Annotated in this window: 25 protein-coding genes and 1 pseudogene; 12 read left to right on the top strand and 14 right to left on the bottom strand. The window is 58.3% G+C overall.

What is annotated here, in order from left to right:
* Positions 1–109: 109 nt before the first annotated feature.
* On the bottom strand, positions 110–1,069 hold the full coding sequence (locus tag V6767_RS18240; RefSeq protein ID WP_448464225.1) for a siderophore ABC transporter substrate-binding protein: 960 nt from the start codon (positions 1,067–1,069) through the stop codon (positions 110–112).
* A gap of 141 nt (positions 1,070–1,210) precedes the next feature.
* Between V6767_RS18240 and V6767_RS18235 the strand changes: the two genes are divergently transcribed.
* Genes V6767_RS18235 through V6767_RS18225 form a run of 3 tightly spaced genes read left to right on the top strand, consistent with a single transcriptional unit; the run spans position 1,211 to position 3,877 of the window.
* A complete protein-coding gene (locus tag V6767_RS18235; protein ID WP_448474757.1) occupies positions 1,211–2,164 on the top strand; it encodes an ABC transporter permease in 954 nt (317 codons plus the stop codon).
* Positions 2,154–3,122 (top strand): iron chelate uptake ABC transporter family permease subunit, encoded by a 969-nt coding sequence (locus V6767_RS18230; protein WP_448474756.1) that lies wholly within the window; start codon positions 2,154–2,156, stop codon positions 3,120–3,122. Before V6767_RS18235 ends, V6767_RS18230 begins: the two co-directional genes overlap by 11 nt.
* Positions 3,119–3,877, top strand: a complete 759-nt coding sequence (locus V6767_RS18225) for an iron ABC transporter ATP-binding protein (RefSeq protein ID WP_448474755.1) — start codon at positions 3,119–3,121, stop codon at positions 3,875–3,877. Before V6767_RS18230 ends, V6767_RS18225 begins: the two co-directional genes overlap by 4 nt.
* A gap of 519 nt (positions 3,878–4,396) precedes the next feature.
* Here the strand turns inward: V6767_RS18225 and V6767_RS18220 are convergent.
* The 11 genes from V6767_RS18220 to V6767_RS18170 form a co-directional block, all read right to left on the bottom strand.
* A complete protein-coding gene (locus tag V6767_RS18220; RefSeq protein WP_180902416.1) occupies positions 4,397–4,573 on the bottom strand; it encodes a CopG family ribbon-helix-helix protein in 177 nt (58 codons plus the stop codon).
* 13 nt (positions 4,574–4,586) lie between these two features.
* The gene (locus tag V6767_RS18215; protein ID WP_448474754.1) at positions 4,587–6,806 is read right to left on the bottom strand and encodes a DotA/TraY family protein; all 2,220 of its coding nucleotides are present in this window, start codon (positions 6,804–6,806) and stop codon (positions 4,587–4,589) included.
* Between the two features lie 3 nt (positions 6,807–6,809).
* The gene (locus V6767_RS18210; RefSeq protein WP_448474753.1) at positions 6,810–7,259 is read right to left on the bottom strand and encodes a hypothetical protein; all 450 of its coding nucleotides are present in this window, start codon (positions 7,257–7,259) and stop codon (positions 6,810–6,812) included.
* A gap of 65 nt (positions 7,260–7,324) precedes the next feature.
* A complete protein-coding gene (locus V6767_RS18205) occupies positions 7,325–8,434 on the bottom strand; it encodes a hypothetical protein (protein WP_448474752.1) in 1,110 nt (369 codons plus the stop codon).
* Complete coding sequence (locus V6767_RS18200) at positions 8,434–9,027, bottom strand: hypothetical protein (RefSeq protein WP_448474751.1); 594 nt, start codon at positions 9,025–9,027, stop codon at positions 8,434–8,436. Before V6767_RS18200 ends, V6767_RS18205 begins: the two co-directional genes overlap by 1 nt.
* A complete protein-coding gene (locus V6767_RS18195) occupies positions 9,024–9,743 on the bottom strand; it encodes a hypothetical protein (RefSeq protein WP_448474750.1) in 720 nt (239 codons plus the stop codon). Before V6767_RS18195 ends, V6767_RS18200 begins: the two co-directional genes overlap by 4 nt.
* Positions 9,740–10,576 carry a hypothetical protein gene (locus tag V6767_RS18190; RefSeq protein WP_448474749.1) on the bottom strand — a complete coding sequence of 279 codons (837 nt, stop codon included), beginning with the start codon at positions 10,574–10,576 and terminating at the stop codon, positions 9,740–9,742. The genes V6767_RS18195 and V6767_RS18190 overlap by 4 nt, the downstream gene beginning before the upstream one ends.
* Positions 10,573–13,599: a hypothetical protein gene (locus tag V6767_RS18185; protein ID WP_448474748.1), complete on the bottom strand. Its 3,027-nt coding sequence runs from the start codon at positions 13,597–13,599 to the stop codon at positions 10,573–10,575. The genes V6767_RS18190 and V6767_RS18185 overlap by 4 nt, the downstream gene beginning before the upstream one ends.
* A gap of 1 nt (position 13,600) precedes the next feature.
* Positions 13,601–13,975 (bottom strand): hypothetical protein, encoded by a 375-nt coding sequence (locus tag V6767_RS18180; RefSeq protein WP_018067328.1) that lies wholly within the window; start codon positions 13,973–13,975, stop codon positions 13,601–13,603.
* 14 nt (positions 13,976–13,989) lie between these two features.
* Positions 13,990–14,532, bottom strand: a complete 543-nt coding sequence (locus V6767_RS18175; RefSeq protein WP_448474747.1) for a hypothetical protein — start codon at positions 14,530–14,532, stop codon at positions 13,990–13,992.
* A gap of 8 nt (positions 14,533–14,540) precedes the next feature.
* On the bottom strand, positions 14,541–15,023 hold the full coding sequence (locus V6767_RS18170; RefSeq protein ID WP_448474746.1) for a hypothetical protein: 483 nt from the start codon (positions 15,021–15,023) through the stop codon (positions 14,541–14,543).
* 144 nt (positions 15,024–15,167) lie between these two features.
* Here V6767_RS18170 and V6767_RS18165 point away from each other — a divergent pair, with 144 nt between their 5' ends.
* From V6767_RS18165 to V6767_RS18135, 7 genes are all read left to right on the top strand, one after another.
* The gene (locus tag V6767_RS18165; protein ID WP_448474745.1) at positions 15,168–16,298 is read left to right on the top strand and encodes a hypothetical protein; all 1,131 of its coding nucleotides are present in this window, start codon (positions 15,168–15,170) and stop codon (positions 16,296–16,298) included.
* Between the two features lie 3 nt (positions 16,299–16,301).
* Positions 16,302–16,943 carry a type IVB secretion system apparatus protein IcmL/DotI gene (locus V6767_RS18160; protein ID WP_106308663.1) on the top strand — a complete coding sequence of 214 codons (642 nt, stop codon included), beginning with the start codon at positions 16,302–16,304 and terminating at the stop codon, positions 16,941–16,943.
* A gap of 41 nt (positions 16,944–16,984) precedes the next feature.
* Positions 16,985–17,962, top strand: coding sequence for a DotH/IcmK family type IV secretion protein (locus tag V6767_RS18155; protein ID WP_448474744.1), 978 nt, complete (start codon positions 16,985–16,987; stop codon positions 17,960–17,962).
* Positions 17,959–19,251, top strand: coding sequence for a DotG/IcmE/VirB10 family protein (locus V6767_RS18150; RefSeq protein WP_448474743.1), 1,293 nt, complete (start codon positions 17,959–17,961; stop codon positions 19,249–19,251). Before V6767_RS18155 ends, V6767_RS18150 begins: the two co-directional genes overlap by 4 nt.
* The gene (icmT, locus tag V6767_RS18145) at positions 19,251–19,571 is read left to right on the top strand and encodes an IcmT/TraK family protein (RefSeq protein ID WP_448474742.1); all 321 of its coding nucleotides are present in this window, start codon (positions 19,251–19,253) and stop codon (positions 19,569–19,571) included. Before V6767_RS18150 ends, icmT begins: the two co-directional genes overlap by 1 nt.
* A 385-nt stretch (positions 19,572–19,956) precedes the next feature.
* Complete coding sequence (repC, locus tag V6767_RS18140; RefSeq protein ID WP_448474741.1) at positions 19,957–21,243, top strand: plasmid replication protein RepC; 1,287 nt, start codon at positions 19,957–19,959, stop codon at positions 21,241–21,243.
* 17 nt (positions 21,244–21,260) lie between these two features.
* Entirely contained in the window at positions 21,261–21,773 is a 513-nt protein-coding gene (locus tag V6767_RS18135) for a thermonuclease family protein (protein WP_448474740.1), read from the top strand.
* A gap of 38 nt (positions 21,774–21,811) precedes the next feature.
* Here the strand turns inward: V6767_RS18135 and V6767_RS18130 are convergent, their stop codons facing one another.
* Both V6767_RS18130 and V6767_RS18125 read right to left on the bottom strand, forming a co-directional pair.
* The gene (locus V6767_RS18130; RefSeq protein WP_448474739.1) at positions 21,812–22,492 is read right to left on the bottom strand and encodes a HEPN domain-containing protein; all 681 of its coding nucleotides are present in this window, start codon (positions 22,490–22,492) and stop codon (positions 21,812–21,814) included.
* A gap of 476 nt (positions 22,493–22,968) precedes the next feature.
* Positions 22,969–23,600 (bottom strand): annotated as a pseudogene (locus V6767_RS18125) (SOS response-associated peptidase).
* Positions 23,601–23,763: 163 nt separating this feature from the next.
* Here V6767_RS18125 and V6767_RS18120 point away from each other — a divergent pair.
* Positions 23,764–24,657, top strand: a complete 894-nt coding sequence (locus V6767_RS18120; protein ID WP_448474738.1) for an ArdC family protein — start codon at positions 23,764–23,766, stop codon at positions 24,655–24,657.
* Between the two features lie 142 nt (positions 24,658–24,799).
* Positions 24,800–26,908, top strand: coding sequence for a ParB/RepB/Spo0J family partition protein (locus tag V6767_RS18115; RefSeq protein WP_448474737.1), 2,109 nt, complete (start codon positions 24,800–24,802; stop codon positions 26,906–26,908).
* Positions 26,909–26,978: the final 70 nt, after the last annotated feature.

The raw sequence follows: 26,978 nt of genomic DNA, 5'->3' as shown, positions 1-26,978 counted from the left end.
CATCGTTTCAATCGCTGCAGCATTCAACCTCATAAAATCCGTCCACACGGCCTAGGAAAGCGACCCCGGACCAAACCGATTCTCTACCGCGCCGCTTGCAGCCAGGATTTCAGTCCTTCAGCGCTTCCAACACCTGTTCGGCCAAGGCCTTCTGCGCGCGCACGCCGCCGCTTGCAAGATAGAGCACCCCGCCATCGGCATAGATTACCTGGTCGTTCTGCCAGGCTTTGGTGCGTGCGACGAGTTCATTGTCGAGAAGCTGCTGCGCTGCTTCGCCTTCACGGCCGATGGCAGCGTCGCGGTCGAGCACATAGAGCCAGTCCGGATTCTGCTCCATGATATATTCGAACGAAACCGCCTGTCCGTGCGTGCCGACGTCGAGAGTTTCGTCGGCCGGTTCGAAGCCATAAAGGTCATAGACGTCGCCGAAGCGTGAACCGGGGCCGAAGGCGGAAATCTTGCCGCCCGTTGTCAGCAGCACAAGTGCGGTTCCGGCGTCTTCGGTCAGCCCCTGGAGCGTCTCCAGCGTGGTTTCCAGGGCCGTAATCTCGGCTTTGGCCTCTTCCTGCTTGCCGAAAAGTTCCCCCAGAAGCCGGGCATTGCCTTCGACCCCTTCGAGGAAAGCGTCATTGGCAATCGTCAGGTCGATCGTCGGGGCGATCTTCGACAGGTCGTCGTATTTTGCCTGCGAGCGGCCGGCAACGATGATGAGATCGGGCTGCAGCGCGTTGACGGCCTCGAAATCCGGCTCGAACAACGAGCCGACCTTCTCGTAGTCATCGGAGGAAAACTCAGAAAGGGAAGGCGGCATCGGTGCATCCGGCACGGCTGTTACGCGCACGCCCAGGGCATCGAGCGTATCGAGTGCGGAGAGGTCGTAGACAATGACGGTCTCGGGGTTCATCTCAACCTCGGTGCTGCCGCTTACATGCTCGATCGTCATGGTTTCGGCAAGCGCCGGCACGGCGGCAAGGGTCGGAACGATCGCGATGGCGGCGAAGAGCGTGGCACGGTGGACTGCGTCGATTCTCACGGGAGACTCCTCATACTTGATTGTTCTGGTCAACATATTCAAAAAGGCATGGCTGACAAGCACGTCTCGGTCGTGTCGCGCGATGGGGTGCACACTTTGCCGTGAGCCCGGACGTCCGCGCCATTGACCCCGGGCGACGCGCGCCGCATAAGGCCGGGAGTTGAAAAGTAGACTTTCATGATCCGCATTTTTTCCGCAATTGTTCTCGGCCTCGTTTTGTTCTTCGCAAGCCTCCTGACGGGTGCGAGCACGCTTGGGCTTTCATCGCTGTTCTGGGCAGAGGACGGCGGACTGGTATTGCTGGCAAGCCGGCTTCCGCGCACATTGGCGTTGCTCCTTGCCGGCGGCGGACTGGCGATTGCCGGCACGATCATGCAGATGCTGGCGCAGAACCGGTTCGTCGAACCGTCCACGGCCGGCACGGCGGAATCCGCTGCCCTCGGCATGCTGACGGCGGCCCTGTTCTTTCCCGGAATGCCGGTGATCGGCAAAATGTTGCTGGCGGCCGTTTTTGCGATGGCCGGCACAGCGCTGTTCCTCAGGCTGGTGCGGCAAATTCCGGCGCGCGCGGTATTGATGGTGCCGCTGACCGGCATCATGCTGGGCGGCGTCATTTCCGCGATCACCAGCTTTATTGCCTATCGCTATGACCTGCTGCAGTCGCTCGGCGCCTGGACCAACGGCGATTTTTCGATGGTCCTGCGCGGTCGTTATGAACTGCTGTGGATTTCCTTTGGCCTCGGTGTTGTCGCCTACGTCACCGCGGCGAGGTTTACGCTTGCCGGTCTCGGTGAGGCCGTGGCCATATCGACCGGGCTCAACTACCGCCGTGCCATGCTGACGGGGCTTTCCATCGTCTCGCTGATTTCGGCATCGGTGGTCGTCACCGTCGGCTCCATCCCCTTTGTCGGTCTGATCGTGCCCAATGTCGTCAGCCTTGTGATGGGCGACAACTTGCGGCGCACACTGCCGTGGATTGCCTATAGCGGGGCGGTGCTGGTGCTTGCCTGCGATATCGCCGGTCGCCTGATCATAGCGCCATACGAGATTCCCGTCGGCACGATGATGGGCGTGTTCGGCTCGGCGATCTTCCTCTATCTTCTCCTGCGGCAGGAAGCCCATGCACGCTGATCAAAGAGGTCGTAAAAGCGCACTGATCATCGCCGTGCTGGCAGCCCTGGCGCTTGTGTCGGCCGTTGCCTTCATGACACTTGGCGCCCGCGGCAACTGGTCCTTCGTGCTTGGTTTCCGCGGCGTCAAGCTTGCGGCCCTGCTGCTGGTAGCCTATGCGATTGCAGTCTCCACAGTGCTGTTCCAGACCATTGTCGGCAACCGCATCCTGACGCCCTCGATCATGGGGTTTGATGCGCTCTATATCCTGCTGCAGACGTTCTTCGTGTTCGCGCTCGGGGCCGGCGGGCTCAATGTCATCGATCAACGCGTGATGTTCGTGCTTGAGGCGGCGGTCATGAGCGGGTTTGCATTGCTGCTGTTTCGCTGGCTGTTTTCCGGCGCCACCCGCAGTATCCATCTCGTCATGCTTGTCGGCATTCTGTTCGGCGGTCTCTTTCGCAGCCTTTCCGCCTTCATGCAGCGGTTGATCGACCCGACCGATTTCGTGGTGTTGCAGGACCGGTTCTTTGCAAGCTTCAACACCGCCAACACCGAGCTGCTCGGCATCTCTGCGGTGATCATCCTTGCCGTCTCGGTTCTCGGCTGGCGGCTTTTGCCGGACCTTGACGTCATCCTGACAGGGCGCGAAACGGCGATTGCGCTTGGTGTCTCCCACAAGCGTGCGGTCACGCTGACGCTTTTCGTCGTCACCATCCTGGTTTCGGTCGCAACCGCGCTGGTCGGGCCCGTCACATTCTTCGGCCTTCTGGTGGCAAACCTTGCCTATATGATAATGCCGGACGGGCGGCATCACGTTGTGCTGCCGGCAGCGGTGCTGCTTGCCGCCCTCACCCTTGTCGGCGGCCAGACCGTTCTGGAGCGGGTCTTTTCCTTCGGGACGGCGCTGTCCATCATCGTCGAATTTGCCGGCGGCATCTTCTTCATCTTTCTGCTTCTGCGGGGAAATCTCCGATGATCGCAATCAGCAATATCTCAAAAAGCTACGGTGCCACCCGCGTGCTCGACGATGTGACGCTGACGATCCCGAAGGGCGGCCTTACCAGTATCGTCGGTCCCAACGGCGCGGGCAAATCGACCCTTCTCGCCGTCGTCAGCCGGCTGATGAAGGCGGACAGCGGCGCAGTTCGTGTCGGCGGGCTCGATATTGCGGAAACGGCTGACGATGTGCTCGCGCGCAAGCTTTCGATCATGCGCCAAGAAAACCATATCGCCGCGCGCCTGACGGTGCGCGATCTCGTCGGTTTCGGGCGTTTTCCCTATTCGCGGGGGCGGTTGACGGCCGAAGACGCGCGCCGGATCGATGACGCTCTCGTCTTTGCCGATCTCCAGGAGTTGTCGGACCGGTTTCTCGACCAGTTGTCCGGCGGCCAGCGGCAGCGGGCTTTCTTCGCCATGGTGCTGGCGCAGGATACCGATTACGTGCTGTTCGACGAGCCGCTCAACAATCTCGATGTCAAACATGCCGTGGCGACGATGCGGCTGATCCGGCGCATGGCCCATGACTTCGGAAAGACGGTCGTGCTGGTCGTCCACGACCTCAATTTCGCCTCCGCCTATTCGGACCGTATCATCGCCATGCGTGAAGGCCGCATCGCCGCCGAGGGTTCACCGGTCGAAATCATCGAGGAGACGATGCTGCAAAGGGTCTTCGATACACCCTTCGTCGTACGCGATTTCAACGGCAAACGGATCGTGGATTTCTACAGCTAGAATTCATGCCAGTGCGATGGGTTCAGCAATTTGCTTGCGGCCGGCTCTAGATGAAGCCAGGTTGCGGCATTTGGTTCTGTAGACAGGCGATGCTGATCAGTCGCCGCATCTTCATTCGCTCGCTTCGATCTATGATGGCGGCTCATCCGCGCCACACGGCATGTTCGGCGCGATCTGCCCGGGCACGCGAGGACCGCTGGGCAGTCGCGTATTCTACCCAAAGCCTGCCAGCCTTTCCCCCTGATAGGCACCGCAGCGACCTGCGCGGATCGGCAGCTTTGATGGCAATCGAGAGCTCGCTTGGACGACCGAAATGGGGCGCTTTCCGCCATTCTTCTCCTAGCTTTTCAGTGTCCAGCAGTCGTCGACCGATAGCATATGAAATCGGAAAGCTCAGGAATTGACGCGGCGGCGCAGCCCGCACTCCTGATATGCGCCTAGCATGATCAGACCAGTCGCTGAAAACTAGAAACGCCCGGCTGATCTAGTCGGCCGTTCTCAAAGGACACTTGACCACCGTCAGTTTTGCTTTGGCGTTTGAGCCGGAACTGCCGTCGAGCGCCTTTCGACAAATTCTGCAACAGCTTGACGCATTAGTGCGTGTGGGGTGCTGTCCAGTCGATTGGCCAAGGCGTTCAGTCTCTCGCGCGTATCGACATCCAACCGAACTGAAACGGGCGAGTTGGTGCCAACCATTTCCTGTCCTTCCTTACTCATTTGTTTTAGGGGCCTTACTTGCAATTCTTCTAGTAAAGCCGCCGCCTGCCGAACTCGTCAGGCTGCCCATTGAACCGGCTGTTCCACCAGCGGCAACATTGGCCCGCATGGCTGCATGCGTGTCGAGATCGCTGACGGCATCCGGCTCGATCAGTCGGAACACTTTGCCAGGAAATTCGGCGATCAAGGCAAAAGAGCGTTCCAGCATGACGACATATGCGAAGAGCATAAACACCATGATGGCCAAGATGCCGATGAACCAGGTGATTTGGGTGTAGCTGTCACCAGACAGAGCCTGCGCTGCGGTGATAGCGTAGTAAAAGCCCCCGTTGAGAAGCGTTCCGCCAATCCGGAAGATGATCATGCCCACAAGAAGCCCGAAGAGCATAAGCACCGGTGTTGCCGTCAGCGCCAGCAACATGACGTATCCGCGCCTGGCCTGCCGACCGCCCAGACCTTCGCCTTCCATCGACAAGTGAGCGATCGCCCACAGTGGTGCGGCGAAGATCATCTCCACGACCAAAAGGAAGAAGGCCGTCACGCCGATGACCCAAATCACTGTCGGGATCATTGGCAGCACAAACGCCATGAAGTAGCCGGCAACCGAGATTCCGCTCAAAACCCAGCCGAGGAAGCCGGCGAACGCGATCACGGACTGTCCGAGAAAAGGAACCGCTGCCAGCACCGCAAGCGAAATCATGATGACGCCGCTATAGAACGCCAGCTGATTGCCAACGGCGATCAGGCCCACCATCGGGTCACCGTCATTGGCAGCCGGGTTCAGAAAGTCGAAGGCTTCGTACAAATTGCCGGCAGACACCATATAGGATGTCATGTCGGCCGTTGAATCCGCAAAGGCTGCACGCTCGTTGGTAAAGGCGCGTACATCGCTTCTGGCGACGCTCTCGTTCCACCATTCGACGACACCGTTGTAGGTGCCGGCGAAACTCTCAAGGAATTTCGTGGCGTCTCCCTGGGCTGAACCGAACAGATACCAGTTGGCGTCGTCATACTGCGAGGCAATAGACTCTCCGACTCGACCTTTCGGATTGGCTGTCGCTCCGATCGCGCCGCCCGGTGTTGTTTGCGGGATTCCTCCCGCGACGGCCGAAGCGTCGGCGGTGAAGCGGCTGATCAGCTGATAGTAGTAGCCCGCTTGCAGCCATCCGCCATCCTTCAGACTGGCAGACAGGTCGATGTTCTGCTCCTTGTCGCCGATGCCGTTGATGTTGATCGTTTCTGTTTCGGACGCCGCGGATTGTACATCCTTTTGAAGTTTGTCTGTTGCAATATAGTCCTTGAGGATGTTGGCATGGAGCTCGCGCCATTCCGCAAGGTCATCTGCAAGACCCCTATAGTCGGGCAAAGGCTGCCGTTGAGAAACGGCCAAGGCGACCGAATCCGCCATCGGCGCATAATTATTGGTGATCTGAGTAACTGCGTCGCGCATGGCTTTTGCATAATCGGCGTATGTTTTGTCCGATGACGCAGCGACCCTTTGAAAACCTTTGGTTTCTGAAGGAAGCGTGATCGTGCCGCACGCACCCCGATAGTTGGGCATGTCATAGGAGAGCGCTAAGCTGCCGCTGGCGGTTGTCCGCCAGTTTTTGGTAATGCCGGCAATGTCGCCCCCGCCCTTTGCAGCCTCAGCGTTGTAGACAGCCCGGCACATTTCCATGCGCCAAACAGCCTGAATGAACTGACCGTCCTTTTGGGACATGTCCGTGCCAACGATCGGCATATGGTCGTTGAAGACGAGATCCACGCTTTTCTGCCAGAAATACGATGCCGTGCCCGTACCAAATTGCACCAGATAGGCGGCTGCGTGCTGAACGCCATTGTACCCCGTCGCAGGGATGGGAATGAGCAGCGCTGCTGCGACCAGTGTGCGGATCGGCGCCCACAGGGATGAATGACGTCGGCCGAGGACCTCGCCGTGGTGCGCCGATTCCATCGTCCCGATAATAATGTTGTAGGCCAACAGGATCGCACCGAGGGCGAAGAACAGAATATTGAAGTCCGAGATCAGCACCGAGATCAGGGTTTTGTCGTTCGGGCCGGGAAAAAGCGGACCAAAAATCGTGTTCAGATAGGTGTTCGTTCGTTCGTCGCCGCCGCCGGACAGAATGTCCACGACATCGATTTCCTGTGCGAACGCGCCGGAACTGGTAAAGATGAAGGCCAGGGGCAGACCTTTGAGAAATCGCCGCAAGGTTCAATCCTTCCTGATTATCTGCATGTCGTAAGGAAGACGGTGCTGGAGGTAGTCCGCAAAGGGACCGAAACGGCCCTGTCGGATTTGCCAGTAGGCAAAGTCGGCTTTCATGGCCTTGGCCGCTAGCAAAAGTGCCAAAACGATGAGTGCTGTGAGCGTGAAAATGCTGAAGATGCCGAAGGCAAACATGGCCGGGATCGCAGCGAGACAAAGAAATGCGATGATCGTGTAAACCGTTCGCTCCCGTAGCCAGGCGCGGGCATCGTCGTCGATTTCCTCTTGGCTCATTCCAGATGTCTGGGCCTTGAAGCGGGAGATGCCGCCGTCTTCGTCCGTCTTGAAGAACCTGTCACGCGAATAGCGCTTCGGTCGCAACGTGCTGGAAATAATATCCCATGCCGCCATGCCGACCGAAAACCCGGATGTGACGATGAAGGCAAGCTGGTGCATGCCGCCGCGTCGGGCAAGCCAGCCAGTCTTGTGCGGATCATCCTGTCGGTTCCGCCGTCTTTTCATCAGTCGTTCACCGGGATTACGGTTGTCCTGCTGTCGCGATCGTCAAGCTGAAGAGCGAGCAGTGCAGACAGAGCGGCCGCCTGTCGCCGTTCGAGACCGAAACGCTCCCATGAGACGTAGAGCTGCAGGGCATTGGTCAGAAGGTTTTCGCGTTCCACGGCTTCTGGTGACATCTTGGCAACGGCCTGATGCCATTCCGGATTCGGGAAGCGACTTTCAACGAAAATATCCAAAGCCTGAAGCTTCGAAACCTTGTCTCCGATTTCATAAGGGTAGTTGGTCGGCGCTGCTTTCTTCGCCCATTCGGCGAGCTCGCTGCTGCCGGTCGGCGCAGTCAGATCGCCAAGGTAGGAAAGAATGGCGTGAGAGGCTGAGCGACGTGTCGCGTCGACCTGGCGCGCCGCCATCTGCGCCTTGCCGGCCGGCGTTTTCGCTTCGCCTTCCGTAATTGGCTTTGCCGGGATGGGGTCAACCATATTGTTGACCATGCGCGCATATGCCTGAGCGACCTTGCCTTCGGACGTGTCCAACGTCTGCGCATCGGTCAGGAAACGAATGTCAGACGTCGGATCTTTGAACCCGCCAACATCTTCCAGCTCGTCCCGGTCTTTGATAATCGCATTGGCGATCGCAAGCCCGCCCTGGGAAACTGCCTGTCCCTCAGCACCGTTGCCACGCGAGCGATTGCGCGAAAGATTGGAGACGTCTGTCCCGCCGACGCCATAGGAAGCAGTTCCGCCGCCAAATTGCATCAGCCCGGAAAGGTCGAAGCAGGCCGAGGCTGCCGGATCGTAACGACCGCCCTCAGCCTGGCCGCGGGCCTCCTGACGCGCCCGCAGCGTGTCATTCAACTGTGCTGCGTCCTCGATGCGCTTTTGCGCTTCGACGGATCGATCAGAATAGGCACTCAGCTGTGCGACCCCTTTCAGGATCGTGTCCGCAATCTGCTGCCCGACATCCGTCGTGTGGTCGTTGACGTCCTGGATTGTTTTGTTGCTGTATTGGGCAACGATATTGCGCACGCCACCGCAGGAGCAGGCCGCTTCAGCCGTCTGAGCCAGCCCGACACTCGCAACCGAAACCAACAAGCCATAAATCAGGTGTTTCATCACTGTCCTCCGGTGCCATAGAGCTTCTGATAGGTATCGCGCAGCAACGAATTCGCGCCAGCATCTCTCACGCCCGCGTCGCCGCCATAATCGCCGCCCTGTGACAGGCCCATGTTGACGGACCCGAAGTCGAGCACGTCACTGGAACCACCGGTAAAGCTGTCTACCGAGATGCCGTCGAAGGACGGCAGCTGAAGCGCCGATGTCAGGGGCTCCGTGGCCTTGTCCCAGGCTTCTTGTGCAAAGGAGCAGATCTGTTGTTCTGCGTTGGACAAGGCAGAATCGAACAGGCCCTGCACGTCAGGAACCTGAATGGCGATATCCAGGTCCAGATTCATGAGGTTGTCCAGGCAACCAAGGCCATCAACGGGCTTCGGCTGTTGAAGCGCCGCTTCCTTTCGCGCCACCTCAGTGTCGATCCCTGCGCGGATTGCGTCGGTCAAACTGATTTTAACGGTGTCAGCACATGCTCCGCTTTGGCCGCCGAGCATGGAATCGAATAGATGTTCGATCTGGTCGGTTCCCTCTGCGGCATGGGTCAATCCCGCGTGCAGCATCAGGGCAGGTGCAAAAAACAATACAAGCTTCTTCATAGCGTTTTCTTTTCTCCCTGATATGGCGGCACTTCCTGAATGAGAACTGGCCGCTTTGATCCAAAGCCGGGAAAGTCGCTGGTCGCGCCATACATTCCCCCGACGGAATAGCTGTTCGTGTATCCGAAGCCGTCGTATGAATTGCCGTTGATGGATGCCATGCGCTTCAGGATGAGATCCTGCAGCTCCGCGTAGGAGGACAGGCTGTTGGCCGCGAGATAGCTCTCGGGTAGCGCGTTGGGATCAAAACCGCTTGCGACCCAATCATTCAGGGCGCCGGAGCCAAGAAAATGCGCCGCGTCCAGAAGGCTTTCCTGTGTGATCTGCACGCCATTCACTGTCTGACCTACCAGCCCGCGTGTTTGGGAACTCATTGAATTCCAGTTGCTGATAGTCAGCTCGTTCACGGCACGCTCTTGCAGTGCCTTGCCGGCTTCGGAATACCGGAGATCGTCGAGCGACGAGACGCCAGCTGCGTGGGCCTTGTCTGTGAACGTGTAGTTTGACCAGTCGCCACCAGATCCCTGGGTATATCCGAGCGTGGCCCATGTACCGGCCGTGATCTGATACTTGCCGAGCGCGCTGCCCTTCTTGTTGATAATCGAGTAGCTGTCGCCGCCTTCATGCCCCTTAAGAGCATCCAGATATCCGGCATGTGCCGCTACCGATGCCAGTCCGAGCGAAAACGCGGATAAGCACAAGATAACCTGTTTCATAGCGGCTTCTCCCGACCAGCCTCCAGGACAGGCATAAGACCGATTGTCTTGACCCGTTCACCACTGCCGACGCTGTAAACGCCGATGCCGTCGTCGATAGACAATTCGATCAGGCGGTAACCTTCCTCGTCGCGATCTGGCTCGAGAGCGAAATCCTCGGCATAGGTCCGGAAGTTGGCGATCGCCTTGTTATCGCCGTCGAGGACAATCAGTGGGCAAGGACCGTTGCCGCAATAGTAAAGGGAACGCGCTGTAATGACGGTTTCGTCGCCGCTCTTCAGGTCCACGTCAAATGCGAGAAACTCAGGCGGCTCGACGCCCTCGGGAGGTGCCGATCGAGCATTCAGGACGCCATAGGCGGCGCGCTTCTCATCTTCCGTGGCAACGCGGGACTCGTAAACATCACCTAGTACCTGGGGCGAGTAGGACGTGCTGAACCATTTCCAAACACGACCGTCTTCGCCATGGATGGAGCGAATGCCATCCATGCCGACGTCTCCAATACCAACCGCATCGCCAAGGCCCCGCCAGACTTCAAGCCACATTGCGTCCGGCTCGCTGTAATAAAGAGCAACAACGCCGCAGTTTGGATCGCATTTGCGGTTGTCGCCGAGGCGCACCACCATCTGGTCATAGCTTTCGGTCGGCTCTTCCAGCCATACGCGCTCGGCCTCGACCATGCGATAGAAGCGCCCATACATCTTGCGAGCGACCTGTGTCGCATCCGCATCCACATCGTTGAAGGTGATGTATTTGGTCGCTACTTCCGTATCTTGCGCGACAGCGGCCGATGACGACAACAGAAGCGCCAAGGCTGCGTTTCGAAAACTCATGCTACTGCCTCCTTCACAATTTGATCTGCGAGATCGCGGATGACATCGCCTCTCTTGCCCTCGTCAACGGCAACACCCCGATCTTCCAACTCACCGAGCCGGCGTTCGATCGTTGCCTTTGCGGACCCATCGGGAAACCGGGCGGCAAGAATGGTGCGCGCGCGCTTCGAGCCGAGACGGTCATAGAGCATGGACCGCAGGGCCGTGTCCTCGGATGTCGTGGACAGCGCCCATAGCTCGATCGGGCCGAGCTCATTGATCAGATATTGGGTGTAAACACCGCTCTTAAGGGTCAGATAAGCCATGACCGGAGCGCCCTCGCCTGGGACGGGGCCATGGAGCGTTCGGAGGATCGATCGAGCAGAGGCTGAAAGATTGTAGGTTTCGGAGACCTCTGAAATCGCGCTTTCGGTCGGCACGTTGCAAAACCAAATATTGGTGACGAGCTTCTGAATGGCCTCATCGAAGTCATCCATCAGCTGCGATGCCAAGGCGATCTGGACACCCGCTTTCCGGCACACTCGAACGTCATTGATGACCTGCTGGCGAATACCGAGCCCACCAGTCATGTGGTACTCGTCAAAGCACAGTCGTTTGTGCATCTGACGGTTATTTTTCCAACGGCGCAGATGGTAGTCGATGTAGACTTGCGGCGCCTTCAGGCCCCGCAACTCGTCTTCGTCCAACCAGAAGTCAGAGGTGACGGCATGGTGGGCCAGCATATACATGATGGCAGTATGTCGTTTTGCTTGCGGCCCGACCGTCGCGGTCACGTCCGACAGATCAAAGGCTATGATGCGCGCGCCCGAGACATCGAAACGCGTCGGGCGAGCGAGGATGGGGAAGTCCTTGGTCGCGGAGCTGACCATGCGCTGAAATGCTTTAAGCACCGGCTCCTGGGTGCGCGTCACCATTTCTCGGAAGGGTTCTCGAACTGTCTCGGAATTCGATACCAAGATGAGATCGGACAGCGTCGGAACAGCAAAGCGCTGCGCCAGTGCCGCCTCATGCCGTCGACCGTTTTCCATCAGAACGTCGGTTACCTCCCACCAGGTCGAGGACTGGTCGGCGACATAGCCGACCTCACCGAGAGCGGCGTCGACTTCATAACTTTCCGATGGGACGTATTTCTTCGGCTCCCGGTCATCCGAAAACCGCTCATAGGCTTCGTTAATGCAGCTTGCTGCCAGCGCGGAAATACCGTCATAGGCCGATTCAGCCCCGTCCGGCGTGCATAGCAAGGTCACAAGATTGACGAGGTATCCGCGCTCGTGAGCCAGAGGAAACCGCAATGCGAGCTGGGTGTCGAACGGATTGACCGAATACTGTTCTTCCATCCGGAGCCGGTGATAGACGACCTCGTGACGCCGGTTCGCCGGCAGGCTGTCACGCAGGAGCGAAATCAATCCGGCCGAGGACGGGCCGACATCGATGATCGAAATGCGTGGCAACAATCCGCTACCATCATCTGACTGGCCACTTTGCGGTGACAGCGCCACGCCAAGGTTAATCGAGTTCAGCAGGACCGACTTGCCGGAGCCCGGCGTTCCGACGATAACGTCGACCCATGAAGTTTGCTTGGATGATCCCGGCTGATAGGGCCACAGCTTTCCGTCCGAAGTTCTGAACAGCACAGCACCATGGTCCCAGCATTTCGCCGGGCGCGAAATCGGGCTCATCGCCAGCGCGTGTGACAGGCTCGCCGCCATGGGCGGCGCGGTCGACGCGCAGTTCATCGCGAGCGCCGACGACATGACGTTCTCGACGGGATCGCCAATCAGCGCATCGGTTTGCGCTGATCCCCAGCGCTCGACCGCGCGCCGTAGATTGGCAACCTGTCTCATGAGCACGTCCTTGTGGGTTTTCGGAGCCCAGGCCGCAAAGGAGACACGGAAGCGAACGGCCGTATCGTCGATGCCGTCGGCTTCGCGCAACGCATCGAACGCCTGTACGATACGCCGGTTGCGCGACGGCGCGGTCCAGGTGAACAGCCGTGCATATTGTTCTTTGAAGATCTGCCCCTGATAGCCGCCTGCTTCGGTCAGCATCGAGGTGCGCCAGGAAATCCTGTCTTTGCTGTCGAGAACCCGCCGCACAAGATCGTTGAACGAAACAACGATTTCAGGCGGCAAGGACAAATCAAATCCCGAGAAGACGCTGTTGCCGATTTCAACCGTCGACTGATCGACGATCGTCGCGCTTTCGGTCAGCAACTGGCGAGAAAGCGCCGGCCAGGTAAGATTGGAAATATCGCCCTTCTTCAGTTCGGCATTCGTGGACGGCATCTTCTTCCGCATCATGTCCCCTGGCAGAACAGGAGACCAACTTGGTGATGCGTGCAGAAACTCGGGGTAGAGAACGCCTCTTGCGGCTGTGATGGCCGTACGCGCATCCAAGCGCTCCATTTCGATGCCGACCAGCGCAAATTCGCGAAAAAGCGCATCCGAGACCGACCTGTGACGTGTTCTGAGTGCTTCCAGAGCCGCATCGGGCCATTGCGATTGTCGCATCGAGGGCGCGCCTGAGAGGTTTTTCCTCCTCGCCGCCTGCCCCGCCTTGATCTCGTTCTTTGTCAGGTTGGAGGGGCGTGACCACACCGCCAGATAAGAACGTTCTCCGGTCAGCTTTCGCGGCAAAATCCTACGGCGCTCGTCAATCAAGTCGCCAACGTCAAGCCCGCTGTCATGAGCGACGCGCCCTATCGAGCTTAATGCCATGTCGATTTCAGATGCGCCGAGATCCGGCGAATGGCCGAACCAGAATTGCAGGGCGCATCCGGGAGAGGCGAAATAGGGTGTGATCGTGCGTCGCAGCTGTTCGACAGTCTGCGACACTTCCGTTTCACCGGCCAGCGAGCGGAACCCTTCGAGCGCAAAGACACTCACCAGCGACCCGTCGTCGGCGACAAGGGTATCGTTGTCCTCCGCGGTCACCAGACGGCAATAGCCATCCAGCGACTTGCGGAAGACCGATCGGCTCAAGGCCGCTGCGATGTAGTCGAGGGTTTCGCCGAAACGTGCCATATCAGTTGATGCTTCTCAGCGTTCCATCGATGGTCGAGGTATCCGCACCCGAGCCGAGGAAGCTCGTGACACCAACGCCAGCCCAGGCCGGCAAGCCGATCAACAGTGCGCCGGCGAGAAACCAGATGAGCATCGACATCGGGGAATGCTGTTGATGCGGATTCCTGGAGTTCGAGACGAGTTTCACAATGCCGATGATGATGCACAAAAGGCCGCCGAAGAAGGCGATGGAGCCGAGAAGGTCGGCCCATGGGCCAAGTGTGGTCGTCGAAAAATTGCTGGCTAGATCGCCCAGCGATTGTTGCGCCATCACTGGCCCAAGCATGGCCAGATAAAAGCCGGAAAATGTCAGCAGGCCGGTGCACTTTCTCTGCATTTGGTCTCTCCTTTTTATTTGACCAGAAGTTTTTCAAGCATCTGCAGGACAACGACGATGTTGATCGCCAACGTCCCTGCGACGAGGTGGACAATCCCGCGTCCCGTATCGCCGATTTGTCCGCCGTTGCCGGCGCGGGCGAGCAGGAACAGACCCCGTACAAATCCGAGAAGGCCGATAAATTGCGCGAAACGAACCAGAGCAATAACGGCTCTCTGGCTCATTTCAGCGGAAAGCGGCTTGGTGATTTCGGGAGCGTAGGTGAATACCTGTTCCGCCGACACGCTCTCGGATTGCAGGAAGAAGCTCATCAGGAATGCCCCGATGACCGTCGACAGCGAAATCAGAAGTGAGCCGACGAAGAACAGGACCAGCGGACCGGTGTATGAGCCGGACGCCGCGCCCCCAATACTACGGAGCTCGTGGGCTGAAGCCATGCCGACGATCGAGCGCGCCACGAAGACAAGACCCACCAAAAAGCAGGTGCCTGCGACCAACGCCTGCAGGGGGGCAATGATCGCGACACCGCGCTCCAGGAGCTGGACAAAACTATCCATAGCCCGCCCTATTCCGCACTATTCCCATCCGGGGCCGGCATGGCGACGACCGGATGGGTTACAATCTCGTGCTGCACGCCAACGCCTCCATTTGCGGCCTCAAAGCCAAGAGGCCCGCCCGTGCCCTGGAGCGTGACCAGTTCGTTCAGGATAAACTCGTCCTGCTTCTTCAGCTCATTCACATGACCGATAATGCGCTCAAGGACGCCGTTCCTGGCGGTCAGCGTGTTCAGTTGCTGTACCAGGCCAGCCTGCGCGGTTTTAAGCCGTTGTACCTCTGAATGTAGCTCTGAGACCTGCACCGATGTTGCATCGGAGACCCGGCTTGATTTGACCGCCTCTGGTTGACGCATAAACAAGTAGAGGTTGACCGCCGATATGGCCACAGCGAACACGAGCGCGATGACAACAGGCGATTTAGAGCTATTTTTCAGCAAATTTGGGTTGCTTCGATACGATTCGTGTTCGTATAACTCAATTTGATTTGTCACGAGAGCCCCCGATGAGGTCTGATTTTTCCCCGAAATCACCCGTCTTCCAAGGGGACTTCACAGCTCCAATGTCTTGATGTAATACAGTCTCACGTCATTCAATGCAACATTGACAGGAACAAATTAGCACCGGGGGCCTCCTTAATGTTCAAACGCAAGTCGGCGGTTTCTACGTCCGTCCTTTTCCCCGCCGCCTTACTCGGCCTGTGGCCACTCGGGGCGATCGCCGAAAACGTCACTCAGGCCGACATCGATCTGCCTTGGCAGACCACCTTTGTCGGTTGCAGCACATCAGCAGCACCTTTCATCGAGAACCAGCTCAACCTTTACGGCGCGCGCCCGTTGATGAAGGTCGATGGTATGCAGGCATGGGCTGTGCCGCAGGGTGACGGCACAGAGAAATTTGCGCTCACAACGGAGGACGGACTGACGATCTTCGGCTCGGTTGTTGGGCCGCAAGGCGAGGACATTTCCGGCGCGTTGCTGTCGACCAGGCCGAATACCGTTTCACTGGAAACCGCCAGCGCGCTCTCTCCTTCACGGCCCCCTTCACCGAAGGTCGCCAACGAGGAGCCCGCTGCATCCAACCCCGACGCTCTCGAAACCCCTAATCGGTTGACCGGGGCAGTTCCTGCGGAATCTGACGAGGCGCCGTCTTCGAATGTGGTTGAACCGGGCGAGGATGCCACGCCGGCCGCATCGGCCGATCAGGTTGAGGCAAGCAAACCGCCCAAACTGGCGTCGGTGGGCTCTCAAAATACACCAGACATTCCGATCGCCCAGACTTTGGATGAGCTGGTGCAGCAGGCCCATGATTTCAGCGCGTGGTTTCCGGTCGGCAATCCAAAGCCCGACGCACCGACCTTTTTCCTGCTTGCCGATCCCACGTGCCCGCATTGTGCATGGTCGATCGATTCAATGAAACCGCTCATCCAGAACGGCGATATCGACCTGCGCATCATTCTTGCCCCGATCCTCAGCGAGGCGGCTTTCAATGTCTCTGCGGCCATCCTTCAGTCGGACAATGTCGGCACGGTTTTCTTGAAAAATGAGTATGCCGCGACTTCAAGCGTTGGTGGCCAAAAGGTTGCTGCGATCGCTTCCGACAAAATCGACGATCAGACGGCTGATATTCTGCGCAGAAACGTGTTGTGGATGCGCCAGAACGGGATCAAGGGTGTTCCCTTTTTCATTTACAAGACACCCGAGGGCGGACAGTTCGCTTTTGGCAACCTCACCCAACAAGCGCTCGATACAGCGCTCACAATGGAGTGAGGCATGAGCGAGCAATCCTACGGCGCACTCGAAACCGTCATGAAGCGCACACAGACGTATCGGACGGCTTTCCGGGTGATGTCGGTAATCAGCTGTGCGCTTCTGGTCACAACCGTCGTTTCGGTGGGCGCAGCGGCCTACCTTGCCACCCATCGGCCCGAGCCCCGCTACTTTGCGACAACAACCAACGGCCAAATCTTGCCATTGGTGGCGTTGGATAAACCGCACCTCAATGCAAACGAAGTCGCCAACTTCGCCACCCAGGCCGTTACCGCAGCGCTGACCTACTCCTTCACCAATTATCGCGCCGACCTCACAGCCGTGCAGAAGTATTTCACGCAGCCCGCCGGATGGAACTCGTTCATCGACGCTCTCGACAAGAGCGGTCAGCTCGAAATGGTGAAGGAGCGCAGGCTGAATACCACGGCGGTTGCTCAAGACGCAGTGATCCTTTCACAGGGGCCAAACGCTCGTGGCGTCTATCAGTGGGTCGTGCAGATTCCGCTCCGCATCACCTATGAATCCGCAAGTGAAGTATCGGGGCAGGATCTTCTTGTGACAGTTACCATCAATCGGATGGAAACCTATCAGACCCCTGAAGCCGTCGCGATCAACCGCTTTATCGCAGCGCGTGGAGGCGCCTAATGACAATGCGTACCTCAGGCGCCGTTCTATGCGTTCTACTAATGACCACGGCACCTGCTCTCGCGCAGGACGCGCCGAGCGGACTTGCCCAGGCGGCTGCACAAGGCACGCAGCGCGCCGAACAGATTAATCAGCAGCAAGCCGACCAGCAACAATACGAGCAGCCCGACAGCGAGTTTCCTGTCATTGGGTCAGACCACCTACTCAAGTCGCTCGATGAGTTGGACCGCCCGCTTTCGCCGGAAGAAATCACGGCTTACGGCGCGGCAGTTCAATCTCAAATGCCGATGACCCCCGAGTTGATCCGCGACTACAAGCGTCGGGTGAATGAAAGCCAGAAAGCCGCAGCTCAACCCGCGACCGGCTTTCGGCCGAAGGCGATCTCTGATCAGGTTCAGGTTTCGCTCGAGGCAGCCGCCCAAACCACCGCGATCAAAACCTCACCCGGAACGATCTCCAACCTCGCCTTCTTTGACCGCACCGGAAAGGCTTGGCCCATTGCCAGCTATGGCGTCGGTCGCCCCAATGCGTTTCAGGTCTATGCGATGCAGGAGGGGAGCAATCAGCTCATGATCACGCCGCTTCTTCCGCATGCCTTTACAAACCTGACCGTTTCTCTGGTCGGTGAGGACCGGCCATTAATCATCGACGTCGAAACAAACGAAAAGGTCACCCAATATCGGCGCGACTATCAGGTCGACGGTCTTGGCCCGAACGCGCATGTTTCCACGGCCGTCAGCGCTCCGCCGAGCCGCGCCTCCAACCAGGTCATGATGGCGTTCGTCCAAGGCGCCGGCATTCCACAAAACGCCACGAGGCTTTCCACGGACGAACCGTCCGTATCGGCATGGCGATACGGAAAGGATCTCTACATCCGCACGACCAGCACGCTGCTTTCACCATCCTGGACTGAAAGCCTGACCGGTCCTGGCTCGGTGCACGCCTACAAGCTCAAACCGACGCCCGTTGCACTGATCTCGTCCGATGGCTCTGTCAAGAAAGTGAGAATTTTCCAATGACCGATGCAGAAAACCGATCTAACGAGAACCACAACAACCCCGACACCAGCGAAACGCACCAGGCCGCGCCGGAAGTCGAAACGGAATCGCCCATGAACGATGAACGGCGTTCCACGATTGATCGGAGCGCGCAGCGCAACAATCGCATTGTCTACGGCGGCATCCTGGTGATCGCGGTGGGTCTTGGTTTCGTGCTGTGGCAGAGTTATTCGTCTTCGCCCGTTCCATCGTCGAGCGTTGCACGCCCACCGAATGTCGAGAGTACGCCCGGCGGCGAACAGCAAGGACGGTCAGAGCGCTACCAGAATACGCTCGATCAGTCGAACGAGGCCGGTGCCAAGAGTGCTTTCGAAAACGACGAAAGCTTCATCGCGACACCTGACGAAGCCATGCGGTCGATCGACACGATTGGGCAGAAGAAAGATCCGCCGCCGGTCAAACGACCCGTCGCGCCCGCCAATGTCATTGAGCGTCGCGACCAGCCTGTTGAGTACCGAACCGCCGATCGGCGGCAGCCCCCCAAACCGCAGACTGACTATCGACGCATCGATCAGCTTGCGAGCGCCATGAGCGCACAACAGCAAGGATTGCTTCAGTCATGGCAGCCTGTGGCCTCACAGGCAACGGTTGTCATTGAACAGGACCTGTATACGCCGCCTGAACCGCTCACGGCCAGCAATGGACAGGGCGGTGGCAATGGTTCCGTCCAGTCGTCCGGAGCTTCGTCGGTTCAAACCTATGCGGTCGCTGGCGATACGGTCATGGCGCGCATCCAGAACGCTTCCGATTCCGATACGCCCGGACCGGTGATCGCCGAGATCATCAATGGCCCCCTTGATGGCGCCCGCGCCATTGGCGCTTTTGAGGTGAACAAGACGCAGAGCGCGCTCGTCATCCAGTTCGATCGGATCGTGATGCCCGATGGCGCAAACTACGACACCAGCGCCTACGCGATCGATGCACAGCAGTCGACCATCGCCGTGAAAACAGACATCGACCGTCGTTATTTTCAGCGCTACGGCGGTAAGCTGGCGGCTGCGTTCATATCCGGTCTGAGCGGCTCTCTGTCTCAACCGCAACAGCAATATGTTGGCATTTCCGACAATATTGGCTCCATCATCACCAACAAGCCGACGGTGAACGAAAGCATCTATGCCGGCTTCGCCGCAGCTGGCGACGCCATTTCCAGCGACCTCAACAACAACGCGCCGAACGGACCCCTGGTCAAGGTTCGGGCCGGTCAAATGATCGGCATCCTGTTCCTTGAAAATGTCGGAGTGGCGAACTGATGGCGGAAAGCAGCTTCAACATCTACGGCACGCCGGTTTACTGGCGGGAAACAGTGCGAACGCCGCGCCTGCTTATCTTCGATGCCCGCCTGATATTCTTCTTCCTGCTTTTGACATTGCACCTGCGGCTATGGACCTTCATCACTCTGGTCCTCGCGTGTTGCGGGTTCTGGCTCATCGAGCGCTATGGGTACGCTTTTCCGAATGCACTGAGGGCCATTCGCAGTCTTGTTGCTGGCCGCCAACGTCCCGCCCTGCCCGGCTACAGATACCGGTCAATGATCGACTATGGCTTTGAGACGCGTGAGGTTCAGGGATGAGCATAGCGCGAACAAACACAGCCAAAGCTCCCGTTTGTGCATGTGCGCTCTCGAAAGGCACTGCCGGCGGCAGCGCAATTTGCGTTGTGGGTGGCGACTATAGCCTGATCAACGCGAGACAGAACCAGTTGGCGGATGCCGCTGAATCTATTTTGGCTTCGGTGAAGTCAAACTCAGCGCGACAAAAAGGAGAGAAAAGTTGAGGTAGCCTCAAAACGACAAAGCCCCGCGCGGCTGCAACCGGCGGGGGCTTAGTGCTAAAAATAGCCAAGACGTTGATAGGCTCTTTTTAGCATTCACCCGACATCGTGGGCAAGAGGAAAAACGCAGTTTCTGCGCACGATACCCCTTTGCCTGCTCCCTGCTCAAAAGCAAGGAAAACGGAATGTTAAAATCATCGACCGGGTGGCGCAAACAGACACCCGAGCGTGCCTATTTTTCCGATCTTGCGGCCAAGGCCCCGATCGGAAGTCACGGCCGCGCCGAAATCCGCAAGCTGCTCAATCGCATTCGGCCCGTACTGCGGACGAACACCACGCAAATGCTGCTGCTGAATATCCTGTTCGACGCCACCTATGATCAGGACTGGCAAAAAGGATCTCAACCGATCGTCTGGCTGTCCAACGAGGCGTTGGCTCGCCAGCTCAATATAAGCGTCAACGCGACACGGGCCGCCTTGCGGTCGCTGACCGACATGGGCATTATCTCTCACCACGATAGCGCCAATTGCCGGCGCTCCGGACAGCGTGATCGTTCCGGCCGCATCGTGCATGCGCATGGCATCAGCCTCGCCTTGCTCGACGCGCGGTTTGACGAGCTGACGGCGAAGGCCGACAGATACGATCGCGACAATCAGCGCCGGCGCATCCTGCGCAACGACATCACGTCGCTGCGGCGAGACATCATGGCCGCCCTGGAGATGTCGAAAGAGACGCTTCCGGCACGCCGCTGGCATAGCTTCGCAAAGCGGTTGGGCCACCTGCGAGCGTTCCTGGGCAAGATCGGCCGCGCCAGCGTCGAGCATCTTGAGCGGATGCACCGCGATTTCGAACGCCTCTGGAAGGCCCTTAATGCCCTCGTCATGAGGGACCTGGACAAGAAAACTGACACCAAGGCGTCATCTGACGGACACCTATTAAAACCTACAACTCACCCCGGAACTGTATCTTGTAATGAAGAACGGAGTTACGCCGACGCGCAACACTCTAGTTTTCAAGCTGACAGCGCCTACGGCGCTGAAAAGATGGCTCTTGAAAATGAGCCTCGGCAGGTTGAGGGGCATGAGCAACCCGAAGAATCGGTGAAATCCGGACGGCGGATAGATCTTCGAACCGTGCTGACAGCGTGCCCGATCATTTCCGAGCTTTCCCCCGTACCACCGCGAAGCTGGCGCGAGCTGGACGCATATGCCGCGGAACTTCGCCCCATGCTCGGCGTGTCGGCTCACGCCTGGGCGGAAATGCGACAAGTCGCAGGGCAAGGGCTCGCTTCGCTCGCCCTTGCTATTACCGCCCAAAAACAGGCCGACGGAGAAGTCAGTTCGCCGGGAGGCTATTTGCGGGGAATGGCGCGGAAAGCCGCCGAGGGGGAATTGCATCTCGAAAAGTCCTTGCACGGGCTGCTCGCTCGAAAATTGGCCGCGCGGCAGACGGGCGCGGTGACGATCCAGTAGGAGCTTAGGAACCCGACATGAAACGCATGCGATCCAAATTTTTGCTCGGTATTGCCGGGGGCATCGCCATTATCGCCGCCGTTCCGGAGGCCAGCAGCTTCGTTCAATCGATCGGCGTCCCGAAATCGGTCCTTCGCGAGATCGGCCGGCAGGCTGAAAAATACGGCAGACAAACGACGATCGAGACCAGCGCCGGGGAAATCAGCGTCTACGACGGGGACACCATCAAAATTGGTGGTCAGAGCATGCGTTTGCTCGACATAGATACGCCCGAGATTTCCAAACCGCGTTGCAGCTATGAGGAAAAGGCTGGTTATCAGGCGCGGGACAGGCTGCGGGATCTGATCGGTCAGGCCGGGACCGTCGAAATCATCGACAGCGGGACCACCGATAAGTACGGTCGGAATCTGATCCATGTCGAGGTGGACGGCCAGGACGCCGGGAAAGTCCTTGTCAGCGCGGGGCTTGCGCTTCGGTATCGGGGCGGTTCGGCCGCCTGGAACGCGAGAAAACGGCATTGGTGCGGGTGAATAGTTGCACGAAAATAAGGTGGATTAAATCTTCTGGCTTATGGGCGTCCAGCGTTGATAGGCGTAACTTGTGAAATTCGATCCACCCAACCGGCAGCGGTCGGATTAGTCCAACGAATAACTTCGCGGATGCGGTCATACTCAACCGTGATGTCACGCCTGAAAACCGGCTCGTGGTGAGCTATCCGGTTGCGAAGTTGTCTGATTTTGTCCAAGGCATCGTAGGCTTCACCACGAAGCTGCTGGACGGTTTTCGTTTGATCACAATTCGGAAAAACTGTTTGAAAATGGTGGTTCCAGATGTTGCCGTCATGAGCGCTGGTGAACATCTTCTGCCAGAAGACGAACTTGAGCTCAGCCACGATCTTTCCGGTGGTGCTGAGATGACGCAGGTTTCGCAGGTCTTTTCGAGGGTTATAACCATATTTAGGGTCGCGCAGCGTGATCAAGAAACTGTGTTCCCAAGGCCAGTTTGGGCCGTAGCTTTTCTCGATGGCTTCCATGATCGAATTTCGCACACTGACTTCACAGATTTGTAGCGGAACCAAGAAAGCGGCCGAAAGTTCGACATTCCACTGATAGAGAGATAATGCCGCTTCTTTGTCACTGTTCATGGCTGACAGGTACGTTGCAAAGCGAGGCGCAGACAGCACTTTCGGTAGGCACTGGATCTCTTCATGCGTGAATGGCAAACGACTCTTCCTCACTAAAGCGGTCAACTAAATGTTGACTTCCTAGGCTACAGAACGCATATAGGCCCTACAAGGGCGCGTGAGGTCGCGGGGTAAAACCACCCTCATCGTCAAACGATTATACGGAAAAGCTCGCTATTTGGCGGGCTTTTCTGCTTTTTGCCTTTCGCCCTTTGGTCGACCGCGCTCTATGCCTTCGGCACGAAGCCAGCCGTTGGCCGTTTTCGCCCATGCGGGTGACGATCACTAAGGCGAGCCGTCGCCATTGGCGCCGCGCAATGAAAGTCCGTCCAGCGATGCAGTCGGTCCCGCCTTCCGGGCTTCGCCCGTCGCTTTGCTAATGCTCCTGCGGCTGCATTCTATCGCCGTCCGGACCTGTCGAAAGTTCCCGCGCTCCCGGCCTGTCGGCCGTCACGATGTTGAGCGCTCCGATGTTCTCCATTCCTTTTCCTTTCAGGCCCTTCCAGCTCGTGGCGAGCTGGTCGCTGCGCTGCGCATTCTGCTCAGACCGGCAGCAAGATCAGGCCATCACCAGGCAAGGGACGCTGAAGCGATTGCGCCTCGTCCCAAGGAGCCCTCATCCAGATATCCATTTCCTCTTCCGTTGTGAGGGTCACCGGCATGGCCTTCGGGTGTATCGGCCGAACAATCGTGTTGGCGTCGCAGGTCAGAAATCCGTACAGCTCGTGTGTGCCCGGCCGCGGATTTTTTTGAGACCCACGCTCACCTTCCCACGTCGTCCAGATCCCCGCAAAAGCCGCCAGCGGCTTGTCGGCATCGATCACGAACCACCGCTTTGTCTTTTTCGGCTTGGGTTCTCCCACTCGCAAAATTCCGTCCATGGTACGAGACAGCGGTTTTCCGGCCTCAACCATCGGCGCCAGTGCGGGGAACTGGTGTTGCGAATGTTGGTCACGCCTGTGTCCGGTTTCCCTTTGGTCGCAAACACCGGCGATGGCATGCCTCAGGTCGCAAAGGTCAGCTCGCGTTCCCCGTTGTTGTTGCGAACAACGGGCGCTGGTCGATCCGGGTAGAATTCACCCGTCGGATTTGCCCGGTTCGTCAGATCGGCGGTCGGCTTGAACAGCCGCCGCATATTCTCGTGCGTCGAGCCATTGCGATACAAATTGCACATCGATCATCTCCGAATGAGCGGCATCCAAGACAGGCAAGATAGGGCGGTTCCGGCCAAACTGGAACCGTTGTCCTGATGCCAAAAAAGATAGAGGCATGTGTGAGCCTGGTGAGCGGGCTCAAAAGGAAGAGAAAGCTGTTCCGGCCTGCTCGAAAAAAGGAACATGACCGTGACCAGACAGAAAACCGGAGCCGACGTCTATCAGCTCGTCACCGACAAGATCATCCAGGCGATCGAGGCTGGCACCCCACCCTGGCAGAAGCCGTGGACGGGTGGTGCCGGCTTCCCCCGCCGTTCAAACGGCGAGTTCTATAAGGGCATCAATGCTATCATCCTGTGGTGCATCGCGGCCGAAAACGGATTCCGATCAAACTATTGGCTGACCTACAAACAGGCAAAGGCCATGGATGCTCAAGTTCGCCGAGGGGAGAAGTCCGCTCCCGTGGTCAAATACGGCACGTTCGAGGTCGACGATCCCGATATCGGCGAAGCTGTCGTCCGGCCATATGCGCGTGGCTATCGCGTGTTCAATGCCGATCAGATCGACGGCCTACCTGATTACTTTTACGGCGTTGACCCGGACGAACCGCGCGATCTCGGGACGGAACCCAATGTCGATCTGGATCAGTTCTTCGCTGCGACCGGTATCGAGATACGAACGACTGATGAACCTCAGGCGTTCTATCATCTTCTCGATGACTATGTGCACATGCCACCAATCGCGACGTTTCACTCCGCAAACGGATACTATGCCAGCCTCGCCCATGAAATGGTGCACGCTACCAGCCATGCAGGCCGGCTTGATCGGAATCAGAGGTTTTGCCGCAAAGCCGACCTCGCCTTCGAGGAGCTTTGTGCCGAAATCGGTTCCGCCATGCTTTGCGTTTCCCTGGATCTGGTCCCCGACTTTGCGCAATCGGCGGCCTATGTGGAGAGTTGGCTTCGATCACTGAAGAACGACAAGAAGTTCATCTTCCGCGCCGCAAGCGAGGCCCAGAAAGCAGCGGACTATCTTCTGCAGGCGTCTTCCGAACAAACCATTCAACATGCGGCATGAGGTGCCCGAAATTCTTAGCAAATCAAACGGGCTTCGCCGCCGCGCGAAGCCCGTTTTTTGTTACGGCACCTGCCTCGAACAGGGGTTTCGCCAAAGTGGGGGCCTTGGCTGCGAAATGTCCGCAACGAAGTCTATGCAACATATGAAGGAACAAAACACAACCGAAACGTTGATTTTGCCAGCTGTTTCGGTTCCACTCATCGATAGAGCAAGAGTTCAGCGAAGCCCGGTTGCCGGGCTTCCAAAAGGAGAGAAAGTCTTTCCTCCCGGCCGATACCGGAGAACAACAATGACCTCTAACGACATCAAGATCATCCCCGTCAAGCAGCTCGCGCTCAGCCCGCTCAACGTTCGCAAAACCGAGGCCGGCCCGGCCGCTGATGCGGAGCTGAAAGCCTCGATCAAAGCCGATGGCGGCATCAAGCAAAATCTTCTCGTCTATCCCGCAGGCAAGAACAAGTTCCTGGTCCATGGCGGCGGTCGCCGGCTGAAGCAGCTGCAGGCGCTGATCGAAGAAGGCGCGCTGCCGGCCGACACGGCCGTTCCCTGCAAGGTCGAGACCGAAGAGCAGGCTATCATCAGCTCGACCACGGAAAACGTCGTGCGTGCCAATATGCACCCCGCCGACCAGTATGAAGCCTTCGCGGCGATGATCGAAAAGGGCTTTAAGACCACCGAAATCGCCAATCAGTTCGGCGTGACCGAAAACCTCGTGCAGCGCCGCCTCAAACTGGCCGAGGTCGATCCGGTTCTTCTCACGGCTTTCCGCAACGACGAGCTCTCCCTGGACGCGCTGACGGCGTTCACGCTTTGCAAGGACCGGAGCCGGCAGGTCGAGATCTTCGAACAGCTCAAGTCTACCTATCACGGCATCAACGCCTATCAGGTTCGCCACCTGGCCACAGAGGACGAAGTGTCGGCGAGCGATAATGTCGCTCAATTTGTCGGCGTCGATGCTTATACGGCCGCCGGTGGAACGGTGCGCAGGGATCTGTTTTCCGAAGCCGACAATGTTGTTCTGGAAGATGTTGCTTTGTTGCATCGTCTGGCGACCGAGGCATTGAACGCCGAGGCGGAGAAGCTGACGGGAAAGTGGAAGTGGGTCGATGTGCATCTCTCGGTCACCTATGACCAGTATATGCGCTATGGTCGCGAATACCCCCTCCCCGTCGAGCCGGCCCCCAAGGATCAGGCTAAGCTCGATGCCTTGAACGGCGAGATCGAGCAGATGGAGGAGATCGACGAGGAGGCCTGGACCGACGAGGTGCAGGCGCGCTGGGATCAACTCCATAACGATCTGGAGGCGCTATCCGCAGACGTGAACCGGTCGGAATACACCGATGAACAGCGCGCCCGGGCAGGCTGCGTTGTGTCCATCGATCACCGCGGAGCGTTGAGGGTTGAGACCGGTCTGGTGCATCCGGACGACAAGCGACAGGAGGTTCGTTCTGGCGGTTCTGAAGCGATGTCGGCCGAAGAAAAGCGCAAGGAGGCTGGCGTGTCGAATTCGCTTTCGGCGGATCTGCGCGCGATCCGGCATCAGAACCTGCAGGCCCACCTTGCCAGCGACTATCAAACCGCCTTCGACGCGATGCTCTATTCGATGATCGTCCGCCTGCCCATCGCCTATGCCGCCGCGCCGATCGATATCTCGATGCGTCAGGCGGAGGTTTTCAGGAGCCGTGAATATCTGGAGGATACAGTCGCGGCTGCCGTGCTCGAGGAAATCAAGAGCACGCTCGACCTGTCGTGGATCTCGCTCGAAAGTCCGCAGGACTTCATCTCGATGTCCGCGCTGCCGATGGAAAAGAAGCAGGCGCTGTTCGCCTGGGCGACGGCGCAGGCTGTTCAGCAGCAATTGGCCAACGATGACCATAGCTCGCCGGTTCTTGAGGAGATCGGCCGCCGTTGCAGCACTGATGTTGCATATTGCTGGCGTCCGGACGCGAAAAACTACTGGTCGCGCGTCCCGAAAAAGCATGCCCTTTCCGTCGCCGCGGAGGTTATCGGTCAGAAGTGGGCCGATGAGCGCCGCGACTTCAAGAAAGACGCGCTCGCCGCCTCGATGGAAGCGGCTTTCCGGGAGGGCGCTGACGAACGGGTCGGCATCGATCCGGAAACGGCCAGGCGCACCGCGCGCTGGCTGCCCGACGGCATGGCCTTCGAAAGTTCTGATGAGCAGCCGCAGGGCGAGGTCGAAAACCCGAAGCCCGATGTGCTGCCGGCGTTCCTGAAAGCCGCCGCTGAATAGATCCCATCACCACCAGGTCTCCGGTGGACGGTCGCTCTCAAGTTAGAGGGCGGCCGTCTTTTCCGTGAAC

The sequence above is a fragment of the Martelella sp. FLE1502 genome, from assembly GCF_053484255.1.
The sequence above is the reverse complement of the archived record's forward strand: the minus strand, read 5'-3'. Positions and strand labels throughout refer to the sequence as shown.

What these genes read in the sequence shown, in the direction of transcription:
- repC (WP_448474741.1), top strand. Translation starts at nt 19,957, where the DNA reads ATGTTAAAATCATCGACCGGGTGGCGCAAACAGACACCCGAGCGTGCC.
- V6767_RS18135 (WP_448474740.1), top strand. Translation starts at nt 21,261, where the DNA reads ATGAAACGCATGCGATCCAAATTTTTGCTCGGTATTGCCGGGGGCATC.
- V6767_RS18180 (WP_018067328.1), bottom strand. Translation starts at nt 13,975, where the DNA reads ATGCAGAGAAAGTGCACCGGCCTGCTGACATTTTCCGGCTTTTATCTG.
- V6767_RS18195 (WP_448474750.1), bottom strand. Translation starts at nt 9,743, where the DNA reads ATGAAACAGGTTATCTTGTGCTTATCCGCGTTTTCGCTCGGACTGGCA.
- V6767_RS18225 (WP_448474755.1), top strand. Translation starts at nt 3,119, where the DNA reads ATGATCGCAATCAGCAATATCTCAAAAAGCTACGGTGCCACCCGCGTG.
- V6767_RS18160 (WP_106308663.1), top strand. Translation starts at nt 16,302, where the DNA reads ATGAGCGAGCAATCCTACGGCGCACTCGAAACCGTCATGAAGCGCACA.
- V6767_RS18120 (WP_448474738.1), top strand. Translation starts at nt 23,764, where the DNA reads ATGACCGTGACCAGACAGAAAACCGGAGCCGACGTCTATCAGCTCGTC.
- V6767_RS18165 (WP_448474745.1), top strand. Translation starts at nt 15,168, where the DNA reads ATGTTCAAACGCAAGTCGGCGGTTTCTACGTCCGTCCTTTTCCCCGCC.
- V6767_RS18155 (WP_448474744.1), top strand. Translation starts at nt 16,985, where the DNA reads ATGACCACGGCACCTGCTCTCGCGCAGGACGCGCCGAGCGGACTTGCC.
- V6767_RS18185 (WP_448474748.1), bottom strand. Translation starts at nt 13,599, where the DNA reads ATGGCACGTTTCGGCGAAACCCTCGACTACATCGCAGCGGCCTTGAGC.
- icmT (WP_448474742.1), top strand. Translation starts at nt 19,251, where the DNA reads ATGGCGGAAAGCAGCTTCAACATCTACGGCACGCCGGTTTACTGGCGG.
- V6767_RS18235 (WP_448474757.1), top strand. Translation starts at nt 1,211, where the DNA reads ATGATCCGCATTTTTTCCGCAATTGTTCTCGGCCTCGTTTTGTTCTTC.
- V6767_RS18150 (WP_448474743.1), top strand. Translation starts at nt 17,959, where the DNA reads ATGACCGATGCAGAAAACCGATCTAACGAGAACCACAACAACCCCGAC.
- V6767_RS18175 (WP_448474747.1), bottom strand. Translation starts at nt 14,532, where the DNA reads ATGGATAGTTTTGTCCAGCTCCTGGAGCGCGGTGTCGCGATCATTGCC.
- V6767_RS18200 (WP_448474751.1), bottom strand. Translation starts at nt 9,027, where the DNA reads ATGAAGAAGCTTGTATTGTTTTTTGCACCTGCCCTGATGCTGCACGCG.
- V6767_RS18210 (WP_448474753.1), bottom strand. Translation starts at nt 7,259, where the DNA reads ATGCACCAGCTTGCCTTCATCGTCACATCCGGGTTTTCGGTCGGCATG.
- V6767_RS18115 (WP_448474737.1), top strand. Translation starts at nt 24,800, where the DNA reads ATGAAGGAACAAAACACAACCGAAACGTTGATTTTGCCAGCTGTTTCG.
- V6767_RS18190 (WP_448474749.1), bottom strand. Translation starts at nt 10,576, where the DNA reads ATGAGTTTTCGAAACGCAGCCTTGGCGCTTCTGTTGTCGTCATCGGCC.
- V6767_RS18220 (WP_180902416.1), bottom strand. Translation starts at nt 4,573, where the DNA reads ATGGTTGGCACCAACTCGCCCGTTTCAGTTCGGTTGGATGTCGATACG.
- V6767_RS18240 (WP_448464225.1), bottom strand. Translation starts at nt 1,069, where the DNA reads ATGTTGACCAGAACAATCAAGTATGAGGAGTCTCCCGTGAGAATCGAC.
- V6767_RS18205 (WP_448474752.1), bottom strand. Translation starts at nt 8,434, where the DNA reads ATGAAACACCTGATTTATGGCTTGTTGGTTTCGGTTGCGAGTGTCGGG.
- V6767_RS18230 (WP_448474756.1), top strand. Translation starts at nt 2,154, where the DNA reads ATGCACGCTGATCAAAGAGGTCGTAAAAGCGCACTGATCATCGCCGTG.